Genomic DNA, 15,111 nt, shown 5'->3' on the forward strand with positions numbered 1-15,111 from the left:
ATGACCCACCGCTTCCGCGCCCGGACCGTCGCGGCGATCGGGGCCCTGGCCCTGCTCGCCGCGTGCGGCGGCTCCGGCAACCGGGGCACCACCGACGGCTACGTGTCGGGTGACGGCTCGATCACCCGCGTCGACCCCGCGGACCGCAAGGACGCGCCGGTCCTCGAGGGCGAGGACCTCGAGGGCAAGCCGTTGTCGACCGCCGACTTCGCGGGCAAGACCATCGTGGTCAACCTCTGGGGGCCGTGGTGCCCGCCGTGCCGCGCCGAGGCGCCCGCTCTCGACGAGGTGGCCGAGCAGTACGCCGACAAGGGCGTCCAGTTCGTCGGCGTCCTGACCAAGACCAAGGACCCCGCGACCGCGATCGCGTTCAACCGCCGCAAGGGCATCACGTACCCGAGCTTCAAGGACCAGGGCGGTCAGCTCGACCTGGGCTTCAACGACAGCCTGCCGAGCATCGCGATCCCCACCACGTGGATCATCGACTCCAAGGGGCGCGTGGCCGCCCGGATCCTCGACAAGGTCAGCGCCTCGACGCTCGCGGACCTGATCGACGACGTCCAGAAGAGCACCGCGTGACCGACTGGTTCAGCGACACCGTCTCCTCCGGCAACCTGCTCCTCGCGGCGCCAGTGGCGATCCTGGCGGGGCTCGTCTCGTTCTTCTCCCCGTGCGTCGTGCCGCTGCTGCCGGGCTATCTCTCGTACGTCTCGGGGGTCGCGGCGCAGGACCTGGAGTCGGCGCGCCGTGGGCGGCTGCTCGCGGGTGCGCTGCTGTTCGTCCTCGGCTTCTCGGTGGTGTTCGTGCTCGGCGGAGCGCTGTTCGGGTCCGTGGGCCTCGAGCTGCGCCAGTACCAGGACACGCTGGCGGTCGTCACCGGCATCCTGGTGATCCTGCTGGGGCTCGTCTTCATCGGCTTCGTGCCGTTCCTGCAGCGCGAGGGCCGCGTCCACGCCGTCCCGGCCGTCGGCCTGGCGATCGCGCCGGTCCTCGGCGTCTTCTTCGGCCTCGGCTGGACGCCGTGCATCGGGCCCACCCTGGCCGCGGTGCTCGGCCTGTCCTTCGCGACGGATGACGCGACCGCGGCCCGCGGCGCCTTCCTCGCATTCACCTACTGCCTGGGCCTCGGGATCCCCTTCGTCCTGGCAGCACTCGGCTTCGGAAAGTTCATGCATGCCCTCTCGTGGTTCCGCCGTCACCAACGCGCCGTCTCGATCATCGGCGGCTCCCTGCTCATCGCGGTCGGGATCATGCTCGTGACCGGCTGGTGGAACGACCTGGTCGGGGAGATGCAGACCTGGGTCGGCGGATTCGAGGCTCCCGTATGAGCGTCGACGAGCGTCCCACCACCGAGGACCGTCCCAGCCGGGGCGGGACCTCCAACGCGGTCCCGGCCCTCGGCCGCCGCGAGCTCACCCGGTGGTTCTGGCGTCAGCTGACGTCGATGCGCACCGCGCTGTTCCTGCTCCTGCTGCTCGCCATCGCGGCGATCCCCGGCTCCCTGGTGCCGCAGCGCGGTGTCGACGCGCGCGCCGTCGAGGCGTACTTCCTGGACCACCCCAAGAGTGCGCCGATCCTCGACGACCTCGGCTTCTTCAGCGTCTACAGCTCGCCGTGGTTCAGCGCGGTCTACCTGCTGCTCATGGTGTCGCTGATCGGCTGCATCCTGCCCCGCTCGTTCGTCTACTTCCGGGCGCTGCGGGCCCGTCCGCCTCGCGCGCCCCGCAACTTCGCGCGCCTGCCGGCGTCGGCCTCGTTCGAGACCGACCGCTCGCCCGAGGAGGTGGTGACCGCCGCCCGCAGCGTCCTTCGCCGCTCCCGCGTCGACGTCGTGGACCGCGACGGCGTGCACGAGGTCAGCGCGGAGAAGGGCTTCCTGCGCGAGGCCGGCAACCTGGTCTTCCACGTCAGCATCGTCGTGGTGCTGATCGGCGTCGCGATCGGCACGCTGTTCGGCTACCGCGGCTCGGTCATGGTGACCGACGACGGCGGGCAGTTCGCCAACTCGCTGACCCAGTACGACGAGTTCAGCGCGGGCGCCCTGTTCACCAACGGCGACCTGCCGCCGTTCGCGCTGACCCTCGACAAGATGACCGCCCGGTTCCAGCCCTTCGGCAGCCAGCAGGCCGGCGCCCCGCGCGAGTTCCGCGCCCAGGGGACGTACACCTCCGAGCCCGGCTCGGCCGAGAAGCCGTTCGACATCACGGTCAACCACCCGCTGTCGATCGGCAGCACATCGGTCTACCTCGTGGGCCAGGGCTATGCGCCGGTGCTCAAGGTCACCGACAGCAAGGGCGACGTGGTCTTCGACGACGCGGTGCCGTTCCTGCCGGCCGATGCGACGTACACCTCCAACGGGATCTTGAAGGTGCCGGACGCGCAGCCCGAGCAGCTCGGCTTCCAGGGCTTCTTCCTGCCGACCGCCGCGGAGCAGAACGGCGTCTCGATCTCGGTCCACCCGGCCGCTGCCAACCCGCTGCTGTCGTTCAACGTCTGGCACGGCGATCTCGGCCTGGACGACGGCACTCCGCAGTCGGTCTTCATCCTCGACAAGTCCGACATGACGCAGTACAAGGAGAACGGCAAGAACCTGCGGATCTCGCTGGCCCCCGGTCAGACCGCGGACCTGCCCGACGGCGGGACGATCGAGTTCGTCGAGGTCGCGCAGTTCGCGCGGTTCCAGATCAGCTCGGCCCCGCTGGTCAAGGTGCCGCTGATCGGCATCATCGCGGGCCTGATCGGTCTCATGGTCTCGCTGACGGTCAAGCCGCGCAGGACCTGGATTCGCACTCGTCGGGACGGCTCACGTACCGTGGTGGACGTCGCCGTCCTGGACCGTGTGCCCCGTGATGACCTGCCCGCTGACCTGGACGACTTCCTGGAGCGGTTGAAGGACTCGCTCACGCACACCGACGAAAGAGTGCAGGCATGACGCTCGCTCAGTACGAACAGTTCTCGAACTACGCTGTCGCCTCCGCGACCGGCATCCTGGCCCTCGCCTTCGTGGCGTACGTCCTGCAGTGGAGCCTCGCGCGGGGCGTCGCCCCGGACCGCGAGCTGGTGCTCACCGACGGCGAGCCGGCTCCGGCTCCTGCGTCGGACCCGGTCCAGCGCAGCAACATGGCAGGTGGCATCGGCTTCTCGCTCACGCAGCTCGCGACCGTCGTGCTGCTCGCCGGCGTGGTCGCGCGCGGGCTCTCGGCCGAGCGCGTGCCGTGGGGCAACATGTACGAGTTCGGCTGCGCCTCGACCCTGGCCGCCCTCATCGCGTACGTCGTGCTGGTGCGGGTCTGGGACATCGACTGGGTCGGACCGATCATCACGGGTGCCGGCACCGTCGTGCTGGGCGCCTCCGCCCTGGTCTTCGTGCCCGCGGGACCGCTCGTCCCCGCACTGCACTCGTACTGGCTCGTGATCCACGTGCTCGGCGCGATGATCGCGGGTGCCGCCTTCCTCGTCGGCGCCGCGGCGTCGGTGCTCTACCTCGTCAAGGCCAAGGCCGAGCGCACGACGCCCGAGGGCGAGCGCACGGGCTTCCTGTGGCGCATCCCGCCCGCTGCCAAGATCGACCAGCTCGCGTACCGCGTGCACGCGTTCGGCTTCCCGATCTGGACCTTCGCGGCCCTCATCGCGGGACCGATCTGGGCGCAGTACGCGTGGGGACGCTACTGGGGCTGGGACCCCAAGGAGGTCTGGGCGTTCATCACCTGGGTCGTCTACGCGGGCTACCTGCACGCCCGGGCGACCGCCGGCTGGAAGGGCAAGGCCGCCGCGATCCTCGCCCTCATCGGCTTCGCGACGTTCGTGTTCAACTTCGTCGGCGTCAACCTCTTCGTCGGCGGCCTCCACTCCTACGCGAAGTAGCCCCGCGCAGGTCCCCCCGTTGCCGGTTTCCCACGGGACCGTGGGGTTTGGTCACTTCCCGCGGGTCACGACGCGAGGGAAGTGACAAGGACGCGCGGGAAGTAATCAGTCGAGCGGAATGATGACGCGGTTCCGGGTGTAGAGCCGGCGCGACTGGTGGAGCTCGCCCTCGATGCGGCGCACCGTCGCGTGCTCGCGCGAGGGCTCGATCTCCCGCCACGTCCATCGGCTCACCCCGAACAGCTGGCGGCGGATCCGGTCCTCGCGGTTCTTCTCGGCGAACGCGATCTCCTGCGGCGTACGCAGATCGTCCGGCAGCCCGCCGTACTTGACCTTGCCGTCGAACTCCCCGAGGTGCCGGTACTCGATCCAGCCGAAGTCGGTCCAGCCGATCAGCTCGCCGTCCTCGTCGTGGACAGGGACCTGCAGCTGGGGCGTCGGCAGGTTGTGCCGGCGGAACAGGTAGCGCGAGCGGGACTCGCCGGGTGACTCCGCGCGTCCGTCCGCGAGCGACGCGGCGTAGCGGGCCCGGCGCGCTCCCGGCCAGCTCTCGAACCGGTCGCCGAGATCGGCCAGCTGCTCGGGCGTCGTGAGGGCGAGGTGCAGTCCGGAGTCCATCACGACGATGGCCGACTCGACCGTGCCGGTCGTGCTGAGCTCGAAGATCGCCCGCGGCGCCTTGACCACCAGCATGCCGTCGATCTCCTCGAGGTCGTCGTCACGGAGGATGCGTCCCTCGTGGTGCACGATCCCGTGGGCGGTGCGCCCGGCCGCGCCGTCGAGACGGGTCACGTGGATGCGGTCCAGGGGTGTCCCGTACATGGCGGCCCCGTGGATCGCGCAGGCCGACTGGTGGCTGATCGCGACGGCGGGGCCGAGCTTGTCGGCCACCGATCGTACGTCGATGATGTGCTGCTGCTCGGGTGAGAGGACGTCGAACGTCGCGGCGTGCACGTACACGCCCTGGCGACGTCGCCGCAGCAGACCCGTGCGGACCGCCGCCCGGATGTCGCGGTCGTCGTATCCGCTGTCGAGGAACTGTCCACGCGTGACGTAGCCGCGGCCGGTGGCGATGAGGTCGTCGAGGTTCATCCGTCGATGCTCGCCAGGGTGAGCAGGCTGGGGGAGGGGGTCGCGGGCCGCCTGTGGACGGCCGGGGCCGCGGGGACGTCCTGTGGACGGGCGCACTTTCCGAGCGTCTTGTGCACGTCCCGCGCGCTGAGACGCGAGGGGAGTGCACAAACCCCACGGTCCCGTGGGAAACCGACGACGGGGCTTAGGGTCGGGGGATGGGTGTGGAGATTCGGGCCGAGGGGCTCGTCATGACGTACGGGGACGTGCGGGCGGTGGACGGGGTGAGCTTCACGGTCGCGCCGGGGGAGTTCTTCGGGCTGCTCGGGCCCAACGGCGCGGGCAAGACCACGACGCTGGAGATGGTCGAGGGGCTGCGCAAGCCGATGGGTGGCACCGTGCGGATCGACGAGCACGAGCCGTGGAAGCGCGAGCCCGAGCTGCAGCGCCGCATGGGGGTGCAGCTGCAGGCGTCCTCGTTCTTCGAGCGGCTGACCGCCCGCGAGCAGCTCGACACGTTTGGCGCGCTCTACGGGGTGCCCGCGGGACGCACCGACGAGATGCTCGAGCAGGTCGGCCTGGTCGACAAGGCCGACGTCCGCACCGAGGATCTGTCCGGCGGCCAGAAGCAGCGGCTGTCGATCGCGTGTGCCCTCATCCACGACCCCGAGGTCGTCTTCCTCGACGAGCCCACCGCGGCGCTCGACCCGCAGGCCCGGCACAACCTGTGGGACGTGCTGCGCACGATCAACGCCTCCGGAAGGACCGTGATCCTGACGACGCACTACATGGACGAGGCGGAGGTGCTGTGCGACCGGGTCGCGATCATGGACGCCGGCAAGATCCTCGAGATGGACACCCCGGCCGCCCTGGTGAGGGGGCTCGACGCGCCCGTGCGGATCAGCCTCGCGCCGGGCACGCTGTCCGCGCAGGACGCCCGCGCCGTCGCGGGCGGCGACGTGGTCGAGGTCGACGGCTCGGGCACCACGATCACGACGCGGGACGCCTCCCGGGTGCTCAGCGATCTCGCCGCCCGCGACGCGCTCGCGGGCCTCAGCGTCAAGGGCGCCTCCCTCGAGGACGTCTTCCTCGACCTCACCGGCCGGCAGTACCGCGCATGACCGCCTTCCGCAGCCTGGCCCGCGCGATGCTCAAGGGCTTCTTCCGCGACCGGATGGCGTTCTTCTTCGCGGTGATCTTCCCGCTCATGTTCCTCGTGCTGTTCGGCGGCCTCTTCACCGACGACGGGACGTCCCGGTCCGAGATCATCCAGGTCGGCCCGGTGTCCGTCCTCGACGAGACGCCCAAGCAGCTCAAGACGTACCTCGACGAGAGCCTGAAGATCACCAAGTCGTCCGATCTGAAGGACGCGATCGAGAAGGTGCGCAAGGGGGACGCCGACGCGGTCATCTCCCAGCAGGGCGACGACCTGCTCGTCCGCTACTCGCGGGCCGACCAGGTGCAGGCCGCGACGGTCCAGGGCACGTTCCAGGCGATCGTCCAGTCGGCCAACATCGCCGAGACGGGGCAGAAGCCGAAGTTCACCCTCACGACCGACCAGGTCGAGGACGAGTCGCTGAAGGCGATCCAGTACTACACGCCAGGCCTCATGGGCTGGGCGATCGCGTCGGGCGCGACCTTCGGCGCCGCGACCAACCTCGTGGTCTGGCGCAAGAACGGGCTGCTGCGCCGGCTGCGACTCGCGCCCATCTCGACGAGCTCGGTCGTCACGGCGCGCGTCGCCGTGTCGATCGCGATCGCGGTGGTCCAGGCCGCGATCTTCCTCGGGGTGGGGATGGTGCTGTTCGGGCTGCGGCTGACCGGCTCGTGGCCGATGATCGTGCCGCTCCTGATCTGCGGCACCCTGGCGTTCATGGCGATCGGCCTGCTCGCGGGGGCCGTGGCCCGGACCGAGGAGGCTGCGGTCGGCATCGCCAACTTCGTGGTGCTGCCGATGGCGTTCCTGTCCGGCTCGTTCTTCCCGCTCGACGGGGCGCCCGGCTACGTCACGGCGGTGAGCAAGGTGCTGCCGCTCAAGCACCTCAACGACGGGATGCTCGACACCATGGTGCGTGGGGAGGGGCCGTCCGCGGCGCTCGTGCCCATGGCGATCCTGCTCGGCTTCGCGATCGTCGTCACCGCGATCGCGGCGCGGGTCTTCCGCTGGGACGACTGAGCGGCCGCGGCGAGCTCAGAGTCCGCGCAGGTAGTCGGGGTCGTCGTCGGGTCCGCGGGGCCCCGGCGGGGGAGACCAGCCGCCCGAGCTGCGGGGCTTGGGCGGGGCGTCCCCGATGTGACCCCAGAAGATCCACAGCATCGGCCCGACGATCGGCACGAGCAGGATCACGAACCACAGGATCTTGGGGAGCAGCTTGACTCGCGACTTGGGGGTCGCCACCAGGTCGAACACCGCGTACACGAACACGACGACGCCGATGACGACCAGAACTGCCTTCCCCATGTGCCCACCGTATCGGGGCGTTCACAACCGGCAGGATGAACTGCGTGTGCGACCGATTAGGCTGGAAGCATGAAGGCATTCTGGACCTACACCCTGGCTCGGTTCGCGGTCTTCGCGGTGGTGTTCGCGGTCGTGTGGTTCGCGGCGCCGATCTTCTTCGAGCGCACCGAGGTCGTCAACATCTTCGTGCTGCTGATCGCGCTGGTGATCTCCTCGATCATCTCGATCTTCGCGCTGTCGGGCTTGCGGGCGCGCCTCGCGGCGGACGTCCACGCACGCGCCGAGCGCATGTCGTCGCGGCTGGAGGAGTCCCGCCGTGCCGAAGACGTCGACTGAGAGCCGGGCCTGGATCGCCGAGGCGATCCGCCGGGTCGAGGCCGACGCCAACCGCAGCGCCGACACCCATCTGCACGTCCTGCCGATCCCTGTCCCGGGCATCGACCTGTACCTCAAGGACGAGTCGGTCCACCCCACGGGCAGCCTGAAGCACCGCCTCGCGCGGTCGCTGTTCCTGTACGCGTTGTGCAACGGCTGGATCAACCCGTCGTCGACCGTGATCGAGGCGTCCAGCGGGTCCACGGCGGTCAGCGAGGCGTACTTCGCGCGGCTCATCGGCCTGCCGTTCGTCGCCGTGATGCCGGCCTCGACGAGCACCGAGAAGATCGCGCTGATCGAGTTCTACGGCGGGCGCTGCCACCTCGTGGACGATCCCGGCACCGTGTACGACGTCGCCCGCGATCTCGCGACCGCGTGCGGCGGGCACTACATGGATCAGTTCACGTACGCCGAGCGGGCGACCGACTGGCGGGGCAACAACAACATCGCGGAGTCGATCTACGAGCAGATGTCCGCCGAGCGTCACCCCTGCCCGAGCTGGATCGTGGTGAGCGCGGGCACCGGCGGCACGTCTGCGACGATCGGGCGCTTCGTGCGCTACCGCCGCTTCGAGACGCGGATCGCGGTGGCCGATCCGGAGAACTCGGCATTCCTCGAGGGCTGGGAGTCCGACCGCTCCGACGTCACGACATCGAGCCCGTCGCGCATCGAGGGCATCGGCCGTATGCGGATCGAGCCGTCGTTCGTCGGCGGGGTCATCGACGACATGGTCCGGGTGCCCGATGCGGCGTCCCTCGCCACGATGCGCTGGGTCTCGGGCATCCTCGGGCGTCCGGTCGGCGGGTCCACCGGCACGAACGTGTGGGCATCGCTGGGCGTGATCGGGCAGATGGTCGAGGACGGCCAGGAGGGCAGCGTCGTCACCCTGCTGTGCGACGGCGGCGAACGCTATGCGCACACCTACTACGACGACGCGTGGCTGGCCGACAAGGGCATCGACATCGCCCCGTACGCCGCGGCGCTCGAGGAGTTCTCCGCGACCGGGGTGCTGCCGCAGGTCTAGCGGCTCAGGTCGTGGGGACGAGCTCGAGCGAGACGATCCGGCCGGCGTCGAGCACGAGGCGGGCCATCGTGCCGCGCGGCTGCCGGCGCTTGTCCGTCGGCGACCCCGGGTTGAGCAGCCGCTGACCGTCCTGCTCGGTGTCCCACGGGATGTGCGAGTGGCCGAACACGACCAGGTCCGCGTCGGGGAAGCGCCGGCGCATCCGCGCCGCACGACCCTGCTTGGGGCCCGAGTCGTGGATCATCGCGATGCGCACGCCGTCGAGCTCGAGCTCGAGCGTCTCCGGCGCGCCCCAGGCGGTCACGTCCGCACCGTCGTTGTTGCCCGCGACGACGTGCACGGGCGCGTACGCCGCGAGCTCGTCGAGCACCGACGGGACGCACACGTCGCCCGCGTGCAGGATCACGTCGACGTCGGTGAGCTGCTCGGCGACCGCCGGGGGCATCGCCTTCCAGAACCGTGGGGCGTGGGTGTCGGACACGACCGCGACGCGCAGCACGTCAGCCGCCGATCGCCAGGCCGATCGCGAGCCCCGCTGCGTACACGAGCTCGATGAGCCCGCTGTCGCGCAGGACCGGGATCAGCGCCATGCCCTTCGCCCCGGACGCCACGATGCTCGCGGCGCGACCGATCAGGGGCAGGGCGAGCAGGCCGAGGAGCGCCCACGGGGTGGAGAACGCAGCCCACACGAGGGCGCCGATCGCCACGACCATGAGCAGGCCGTAGAGCCTCCGGGTGCCCGCGTCGCCGAGGACGACCGCGAGCGTGCGCTTGCCGGTGACCGAGTCGGTGGGGATGTCGCGCAGGTTGTTGGCCACCAGGATCGCGCACGCCAGGGCGCCGATGCCGATCGCGGCGGCCACCGCGGGCGCGGTGATCTCCTCGACCTGCACGTACGCCGTGCCGAGCACCGCCACGAGGCCGAAGAAGACGAACACGCTGACCTCGCCGAGCGCGCGGTAGCCGTAGGGAGACGGGCCGCCGGTGTAGGTCCACGCGGCACCGATCGCCGCGACGCCCACCAGCAGCATCCACCAGCTGGAGGTCGCGGCCAGGACGAACCCGAGCACGCCGCCGATGCCGAGGAACAGGAGGGCGGCCGCCTTGACCCGCTTGGCCGGGACCAGCCCGGAGCCGACGAGACGCAGCGGACCGACCCGGTTGTCGTCGGTGCCCTTGACCCCGTCGGAGTAGTCGTTGGCGTAGTTGACGCCGACCTGGAGAGCGAGCGAGACGCCCAGGGCCAGCAGGGCCTTCCACCACACCACGGAGTCGGAGTACGCCGCCGCGCCGGTGCCGGCCAGGACGGGTGCGACCGCGGCGGGCAGGGTGCGCGGCCGCGCTCCGGCGATCCAGAGCTGGGCGGGGGAGTGGGTGGCGGTCATGACGCACCAGTCTGCCACTCGCCCGACCTGTCAACCTCCGATTGACGCGGCTTCGGTGTCAAGCTAGCGTTGACGCCATGGCGATCGATGACGCGGAGCTCTCGGACCTGATCGCACGGGCGGTCGCCCAGCTGGACCCCAGCCTCGAGCAACGCCTCGAGCAGGAGCCCGAGGCGCACCTCGACCTGGTCGTGATCACCCGCCGCGCGCACGAGGAGACCAACACGCTGCTGCTGGCGGCGGTGTCCTCCGCCCGCGCGGCCGGCCTGAGCTGGGAGGCCATCGGCACCGCTCTGGGCATGTCCCGGCAGGCGGCTCAGCAGCGCTTCGGCCGTCGTCCCACGGTCATCCCGGGCACCGCCGAGCACCGCCAGCTGGTCGGCCTCACGGCGTTCACCGAGATCGACCAGCTCAACGAGTGGGGCCGGCACGGCTGGCACTCGGTCGGCTTCGGCCCGCTGTTCCACGACGTCGAGAAGTCGCCGGTCCAGTGGGAGCACTGCCGTGCCGTGGTGGGCAGCGGCCGGGTCAAGGACCTGGAGGCGGCGGGCTGGGAGCGCATCGGCTCGATGTGGTTCCCGTGGACGTACCTCAAACGTCCGCTGGACGTCCCGGCCGTGCCGGGGGAGCCTGCGTGAGCGCGAGCCTGCGTCCGGTGTCGGGCGAGCCGCGTGAGGTGTTCGCCCTGGTCGAGGAGTGGGTCCGCGAGGGCGGGGAGCCGATCGTGATCCGTACGTCCGGGAGCACGGGCGAGCCCAAGGACGTGATCCTGTCCCACGCGGCGATGCTCGCCTCGGCGCGGGCGAGCCTGGCCCGGCTCGGTGGGCCGGGTGGCTGGCTCCAGGCGATGCCGGTGACGGGCGTGGGCGGGTTGCAGGTGCTGGTGCGCTCGGCGCTCGCGGGACTCGAGCCCGTCCACGCCGCGGAGCACCCGTCGCTGGCCGACGCGATCCGCGCGATCCCCGGCGGACGGCGCTACGCATCGCTCGTGCCGACCCAGGCGCACCGGCTGGTCGAGAGCGGCTCAGTCGATGTCCTCAGGTCACTCGACGCGCTCCTGATCGGCGGGGCCGCGGCGCCCCAGGACCTGCTCGACGCGCTCGAGGGGGTCAACCTCGTGCGGACGTACGGCATGAGCGAGACGTGCGGTGGTTGCGTCTACGACGGCGTCCCGCTCGACGGCGTGCAGATGCGCGTCGACGAGACGGGGCAGGTGCTGCTCGCGGGCCCCGTGCTGTTCGACGGCTATGCCGATCCCGCCGCGACCGCCGCAGTGCTGCGCGACGGCTGGTTCGCGACCGCGGACCTCGGTGAGATCGTCGACGGCAGGCTGCGGGTCACGGGGCGGTCGGACGACGTGGTCATCAGCGGCGGGGTCAACATCGCGCTGCCCGCGGTCACCCGCACCCTGCGCGAGGTCGACGGCGTGCGTGATGCGATCGCGCTCGGTGCCGCGGACGAGGAGTGGGGCACGCGGGTCGTGGCGTACGTCGTGCCGGCCGATGCGGTGTGCCTCGACGGGCTGCGCCTCGACGCGCTGCGGGACGCGGTCGAGGAGCGCGGGCTGCCGCGGAGCTGGGCCCCTCGGGACGTCGTGCTGCTGGACGAGCTGCCCCTGCTGCCCGGCGGCAAGGTCGACCGCCGGGCGTTGCAGGGGAACACGGGCTGAGAGGCCGGTACGGCTCAGCTCGCCGAGGAGATCGCGTCGGCGATCGGGGTGTCGCCGCTGATGACCTCCCACTGCTTGCCGTACGTCGAGCGGTCGGGGAGGACCGCGGCGATGAGGGCGGCGACGTCGGCGCGGGGGATCTGCCCGCGGTCGACCTTCTCGGCCAGGGTGATCGAGCCCGTGCCGGGGTCGTCGGTCAGGCCGCCGGGACGCACGATCGTCCAGTCCAGGCTGCTCTCCCGGAGGGCGACGTCGGCGTCGCGCTTGGCCTCGACGTACGCGACCCAGGTGTCCTTGGTGTCGTCCGCGAGCGGCTCGTCGACGCCCATCGCGGAGATCTGCACGAAACGGGTCACGCCGGCGCGGGCCGCACCGTCGATCGACTTCAGCGAGCCGCCGAGGTCGACGGTCTTCTTGCGCTCGATGTTGCCGTCGGCGCCACCGCCGGCGGCGAACACGACGGCGTCGACGCCGTCGAAGGCGCGGGCGAAGTCGTCGGTGTCGGACGCCTCGATGTCGAGGAGGGTGACCTCGGCGCCGGCCGACTCCAGCTCGGCGGTGTGGTCGGGGTTGCGGATGAGGGCGACGGGCACGTGCCCGCCGTCGACGAGAAGGGGGATCAGGAGGCGGGCGATCTTGCCGTGGCCTCCGACTATCGCGATTCGGCTCATGCCGTCCACGTTACGGTCGTGACGGTAAGTTGCCAGTCGTGCAGCCTCGTACCTTCGCGATCCCCATGCCGGTCCGCTTCCGCGGCATCACCCGCCGCGAGGGCATGCTGATCGAGGGCCCGGCCGGCTGGGCCGAGTTCAGCCCGTTCCTGGACTACGACGCCCGCGAGAGCGCCCCGTGGCTCGCCGCCGCGATCGACTCCGCGGAGCGGGAGTGGCCTGCGGCGCTGCGCGACCGGATCCCGGTCAACTGCACCGTGCCCGCGGTCGGCCCGGAGCAGGCCGCGGACATCGTGCGCCGCAGCGGCTGCCGCACCGCGAAGGTCAAGGTGGCCGAGAAGGGCCAGTCGCTGGCCGAGGACGTCGCGCGGGTCGAGGCGGTCCGCGACGCGCTCGGCGCGGCCGGCCGGGTGCGGGTCGACGCGAACGGCGGCTGGTCGGTCGACGAGGCCCTCGGGGCCATCAACGCGATCGACCTCGCGGCCGGGGGCCTGGAGTACGTCGAGCAGCCGTGCGCGACGGTCGAGGAGCTCGCCGCGGTGCGCCGCCGGGTCGACGTGCCGATCGCGGCCGACGAGTCGATCCGTCGCGCGGCGGACCCGTTCCGCGTGGTCGAGCTCGAGGCCGCGGACGTCGCGGTGCTCAAGGTGGCGCCGCTGGGGGGTGTCCACGCCGCCCTGCGGATCGCGGAGCAGATCGGCCTGCCGGTGGTCGTCTCCAGCGCGGTCGACACCTCGATCGGGCTGGCCGCGGGGCTCGCGCTCGCCGCCGCGCTGCCGGAGCTTCCGTACGCGTGCGGGCTCGGCACGACCTCGCTGCTGGACGGCGACGTCGTCGCCTCGCCGCTCGTCCCGGTCGACGGCTACCTGCCCGTGGGCCGCCAAGCCGTCGACCTCGAGGCGTACGCGGCGGTGGCCGCCGACGGGGAGACCGATGCGCGGTGGCAGGCCAGGCTCTCGGCCGTGCGGGCGGTGCTGGCATGAGCGAGCAGCGATCGGTCGGCGTCGCCCGGCGGCTCGTCAACGCCCTGCTGGGCTGGAAGGTGACCGACGCGGTGCTGGCGCCGGGCTCACGTTCGGGGCCGCTCGCCCTGGCGCTCGCGGCCGCCGACGAGCAGGGCCTGATCCGCCTGCACGTCCGCGTCGACGAGCGGGAGGCCGCGTTCCTGGCCCTGGGCCTGGCCAAGGCATCGCATCGCCTCGTGCCGGTCGTGACGACGTCGGGCACCGCGGTGGCCAATCTGCACCCCGCGATGCTCGAGGCCGTCCACGCCGACGTCCCGGTGCTCGCGATCACGGCCGACCGGCCGGGACGCCTGCGCGGCACGGGCGCCAACCAGACGACCGACCAGCGGCAGATCTTCCCCGGCGTGCCGTTCATCGAGCGGGTCACGCAGATCGCAGGAGGGCCCGCCCACCTCAACCTCGAGCTCGACGAGCCGCTGATCGAGCCGGTCGAGTGGGACCTGCGACCGGCGTTCTCGGTCGGCGCGGCCCGGCCCGATCCGGATCCGGTCGTCCTGGCCCCGGGGCCCCGCACCGTCGTCGTCGCGGGGGACGACGCCCGCCAGCCGGCTCGCATCGCGGCGCTGGAGGGCGGCTGGCCGCTGTTGGCCGAGCCGAGCTCGGGCTCGCGCAACGGCGACGAGGCGATCGTGGCGTACCGCCTGCTGCTGGGGCACCCGCCGCTCGCGGACCGGATCGAGCGGGTCGTCAGCTTCGGTCACGCGACCCTCAGTCGGCCCGTGTCCCGGCTCCTGGCCCGCACCGACGTCGAGATCGTCCACGTGGGCGGCCAGTCGACGTTCCCGGTCCCGGCCGGTGACAACGTGACGTTCGCGGACCGGGTGACGATCGCCGGGCCCGGGCCGCGGTCGTGGCTCGATGAGTGGAAGGCTGCCGACGCGCTCGCCACCGCAGCGATCGACGCCGAGCTCGACGGCACCACGCCGTACGACGTCGCGAAGGCCGTCAACGCCGCCGTCCCGCCGGGCGGCCTGTTGTTCGTGGGCTCGTCGAGCCCGATCCGCGACCTCGACCTCGTCGCCCGCCCCTACCCGGTCGGCGAGAAGCGCCTGATCATCGCCAACCGCGGGCTCGCGGGCATCGACGGCGTCCTGTCCAGTGCGATCGGCGCAGCGCTCGCCAGGCCGTCCAGCCGGGCGATCGCGTACGTCGGCGACCTGACGTTCCTGCACGGCAGCAACGGCCTGCTGATCGGTCCGCAGGAGCCGCGTCCCGACCTGACCGTCGTGGTGGCGTCCGACGACGGGGGCAGCATCTTCTCGACGCTCGAGCAGGGCGGGCCCGACTACGCGGCCTCGTTCGAGCGGATCTACGCCACGCCGACCGGCGCGGACATCGGCGCGCTGTGCGCGGGCTACGGGGTGTCGCACCGGGTGGTCCGCCCGCGCGAGCTCGCGGAGGCGCTCGCGCAGGACGTCGCCGGCCTCCGGGTGCTCGAGGTCCCGGTCGACCGCTCGGGGCGCCGTGAGCTGGGTGAGCGCCTCGCGCGCGCGGCGAAAGTCGCGCTCAAACCGTGACAGTGGTTGTGTCATCGTCATACCCGCAGTAGGTTTGTGGCCCACGTCA

The 15,111-nt window shown here is 71.5% G+C and carries 17 protein-coding genes; 12 read left to right on the forward strand and 5 right to left on the reverse strand.

Annotated features, from left to right (window positions below):
- Genes GEV27_RS02595 through ccsB form a run of 4 tightly spaced genes read left to right on the forward strand, consistent with a single transcriptional unit; the run spans position 1 to position 3,864 of the window.
- A complete protein-coding gene (locus tag GEV27_RS02595; RefSeq protein ID WP_153909956.1) occupies positions 1-579 on the forward strand; it encodes a TlpA disulfide reductase family protein in 579 nt (192 codons plus the stop codon).
- On the forward strand, positions 576-1,328 hold the full coding sequence (locus GEV27_RS02600; RefSeq protein ID WP_153654530.1) for a cytochrome c biogenesis CcdA family protein: 753 nt from the start codon (positions 576-578) through the stop codon (positions 1,326-1,328). Before GEV27_RS02595 ends, GEV27_RS02600 begins: the two co-directional genes overlap by 4 nt.
- Positions 1,325-2,932 carry a cytochrome c biogenesis protein ResB gene (locus GEV27_RS02605; protein ID WP_153909957.1) on the forward strand — a complete coding sequence of 536 codons (1,608 nt, stop codon included), beginning with the start codon at positions 1,325-1,327 and terminating at the stop codon, positions 2,930-2,932. The genes GEV27_RS02600 and GEV27_RS02605 overlap by 4 nt, the downstream gene beginning before the upstream one ends.
- Positions 2,929-3,864: a c-type cytochrome biogenesis protein CcsB gene (gene ccsB, locus GEV27_RS02610; RefSeq protein WP_153654528.1), complete on the forward strand. Its 936-nt coding sequence runs from the start codon at positions 2,929-2,931 to the stop codon at positions 3,862-3,864. Before GEV27_RS02605 ends, ccsB begins: the two co-directional genes overlap by 4 nt.
- Positions 3,865-3,969: 105 nt before the next feature.
- Here ccsB and GEV27_RS02615 read toward each other — a convergent pair whose 3' ends face one another.
- The gene (locus tag GEV27_RS02615; RefSeq protein WP_153933394.1) at positions 3,970-4,956 is read right to left on the reverse strand and encodes a type IV toxin-antitoxin system AbiEi family antitoxin domain-containing protein; all 987 of its coding nucleotides are present in this window, start codon (positions 4,954-4,956) and stop codon (positions 3,970-3,972) included.
- 197 nt (positions 4,957-5,153) lie between these two features.
- On the opposite strand from GEV27_RS02615, the gene GEV27_RS02620 reads away from it, so the two are divergent.
- Positions 5,154-6,056, forward strand: a complete 903-nt coding sequence (locus tag GEV27_RS02620) for an ABC transporter ATP-binding protein (protein WP_153909958.1) — start codon at positions 5,154-5,156, stop codon at positions 6,054-6,056.
- The gene (locus GEV27_RS02625; protein ID WP_153933395.1) at positions 6,053-7,111 is read left to right on the forward strand and encodes an ABC transporter permease; all 1,059 of its coding nucleotides are present in this window, start codon (positions 6,053-6,055) and stop codon (positions 7,109-7,111) included. The genes GEV27_RS02620 and GEV27_RS02625 overlap by 4 nt, the downstream gene beginning before the upstream one ends.
- A gap of 15 nt (positions 7,112-7,126) precedes the next feature.
- On the opposite strand, the gene GEV27_RS02630 is transcribed toward GEV27_RS02625, so the two are convergent.
- Entirely contained in the window at positions 7,127-7,396 is a 270-nt protein-coding gene (locus tag GEV27_RS02630; protein ID WP_153933396.1) for a PLDc N-terminal domain-containing protein, read from the reverse strand.
- 69 nt (positions 7,397-7,465) lie between these two features.
- Here GEV27_RS02630 and GEV27_RS02635 point away from each other — a divergent pair, with 69 nt between their 5' ends.
- Positions 7,466-7,732: a DUF4229 domain-containing protein gene (locus GEV27_RS02635; RefSeq protein WP_153654523.1), complete on the forward strand. Its 267-nt coding sequence runs from the start codon at positions 7,466-7,468 to the stop codon at positions 7,730-7,732.
- On the forward strand, positions 7,713-8,795 hold the full coding sequence (locus tag GEV27_RS02640; protein WP_309221992.1) for a PLP-dependent cysteine synthase family protein: 1,083 nt from the start codon (positions 7,713-7,715) through the stop codon (positions 8,793-8,795). The genes GEV27_RS02635 and GEV27_RS02640 overlap by 20 nt, the downstream gene beginning before the upstream one ends.
- A 4-nt stretch (positions 8,796-8,799) precedes the next feature.
- Here GEV27_RS02640 and GEV27_RS02645 read toward each other — a convergent pair whose 3' ends face one another.
- Both GEV27_RS02645 and GEV27_RS02650 read right to left on the reverse strand, forming a co-directional pair.
- Complete coding sequence (locus GEV27_RS02645) at positions 8,800-9,294, reverse strand: metallophosphoesterase family protein (RefSeq protein ID WP_243838783.1); 495 nt, start codon at positions 9,292-9,294, stop codon at positions 8,800-8,802.
- 1 nt (position 9,295) lies between these two features.
- Positions 9,296-10,180: a 1,4-dihydroxy-2-naphthoate polyprenyltransferase gene (locus tag GEV27_RS02650; protein ID WP_153933397.1), complete on the reverse strand. Its 885-nt coding sequence runs from the start codon at positions 10,178-10,180 to the stop codon at positions 9,296-9,298.
- Positions 10,181-10,257: 77 nt separating this feature from the next.
- Here GEV27_RS02650 and GEV27_RS02655 point away from each other — a divergent pair, with 77 nt between their 5' ends.
- Together GEV27_RS02655 and GEV27_RS02660 are read left to right on the forward strand one after the other, a co-directional pair.
- On the forward strand, positions 10,258-10,818 hold the full coding sequence (locus GEV27_RS02655) for a hypothetical protein (RefSeq protein ID WP_153909961.1): 561 nt from the start codon (positions 10,258-10,260) through the stop codon (positions 10,816-10,818).
- Positions 10,815-11,849, forward strand: a complete 1,035-nt coding sequence (locus GEV27_RS02660) for an AMP-binding protein (RefSeq protein ID WP_309221993.1) — start codon at positions 10,815-10,817, stop codon at positions 11,847-11,849. Before GEV27_RS02655 ends, GEV27_RS02660 begins: the two co-directional genes overlap by 4 nt.
- 14 nt (positions 11,850-11,863) lie before the next feature.
- Here GEV27_RS02660 and GEV27_RS02665 read toward each other — a convergent pair whose 3' ends face one another.
- Complete coding sequence (locus GEV27_RS02665; RefSeq protein WP_153933398.1) at positions 11,864-12,520, reverse strand: SDR family oxidoreductase; 657 nt, start codon at positions 12,518-12,520, stop codon at positions 11,864-11,866.
- 38 nt (positions 12,521-12,558) lie between these two features.
- On the opposite strand from GEV27_RS02665, the gene GEV27_RS02670 reads away from it, so the two are divergent.
- Together GEV27_RS02670 and menD are read left to right on the forward strand one after the other, a co-directional pair.
- The gene (locus tag GEV27_RS02670; protein ID WP_309221994.1) at positions 12,559-13,503 is read left to right on the forward strand and encodes an o-succinylbenzoate synthase; all 945 of its coding nucleotides are present in this window, start codon (positions 12,559-12,561) and stop codon (positions 13,501-13,503) included.
- Positions 13,500-15,062 carry a 2-succinyl-5-enolpyruvyl-6-hydroxy-3-cyclohexene-1-carboxylate synthase gene (gene menD, locus GEV27_RS02675; protein ID WP_153933399.1) on the forward strand — a complete coding sequence of 521 codons (1,563 nt, stop codon included), beginning with the start codon at positions 13,500-13,502 and terminating at the stop codon, positions 15,060-15,062. Before GEV27_RS02670 ends, menD begins: the two co-directional genes overlap by 4 nt.
- Positions 15,063-15,111: the final 49 nt, after the last annotated feature.

The sequence above is a fragment of the Aeromicrobium sp. S22 genome, from assembly GCF_009661045.1.
Classification (GTDB): Bacteria; Actinomycetota; Actinomycetes; order Propionibacteriales; family Nocardioidaceae; genus Aeromicrobium; species Aeromicrobium yanjiei.

What these genes read in the sequence shown, in the direction of transcription:
- GEV27_RS02595 (WP_153909956.1), top strand. Translation starts at nt 1, where the DNA reads ATGACCCACCGCTTCCGCGCCCGGACCGTCGCGGCGATCGGGGCCCTG.
- GEV27_RS02605 (WP_153909957.1), top strand. Translation starts at nt 1,325, where the DNA reads ATGAGCGTCGACGAGCGTCCCACCACCGAGGACCGTCCCAGCCGGGGC.
- ccsB (WP_153654528.1), top strand. Translation starts at nt 2,929, where the DNA reads ATGACGCTCGCTCAGTACGAACAGTTCTCGAACTACGCTGTCGCCTCC.
- GEV27_RS02615 (WP_153933394.1), bottom strand. Translation starts at nt 4,956, where the DNA reads ATGAACCTCGACGACCTCATCGCCACCGGCCGCGGCTACGTCACGCGT.
- GEV27_RS02620 (WP_153909958.1), top strand. Translation starts at nt 5,154, where the DNA reads ATGGGTGTGGAGATTCGGGCCGAGGGGCTCGTCATGACGTACGGGGAC.
- GEV27_RS02625 (WP_153933395.1), top strand. Translation starts at nt 6,053, where the DNA reads ATGACCGCCTTCCGCAGCCTGGCCCGCGCGATGCTCAAGGGCTTCTTC.
- GEV27_RS02630 (WP_153933396.1), bottom strand. Translation starts at nt 7,396, where the DNA reads ATGGGGAAGGCAGTTCTGGTCGTCATCGGCGTCGTCGTGTTCGTGTAC.
- GEV27_RS02635 (WP_153654523.1), top strand. Translation starts at nt 7,466, where the DNA reads ATGAAGGCATTCTGGACCTACACCCTGGCTCGGTTCGCGGTCTTCGCG.
- GEV27_RS02650 (WP_153933397.1), bottom strand. Translation starts at nt 10,180, where the DNA reads ATGACCGCCACCCACTCCCCCGCCCAGCTCTGGATCGCCGGAGCGCGG.
- GEV27_RS02655 (WP_153909961.1), top strand. Translation starts at nt 10,258, where the DNA reads ATGGCGATCGATGACGCGGAGCTCTCGGACCTGATCGCACGGGCGGTC.
- GEV27_RS02665 (WP_153933398.1), bottom strand. Translation starts at nt 12,520, where the DNA reads ATGAGCCGAATCGCGATAGTCGGAGGCCACGGCAAGATCGCCCGCCTC.
- menD (WP_153933399.1), top strand. Translation starts at nt 13,500, where the DNA reads ATGAGCGAGCAGCGATCGGTCGGCGTCGCCCGGCGGCTCGTCAACGCC.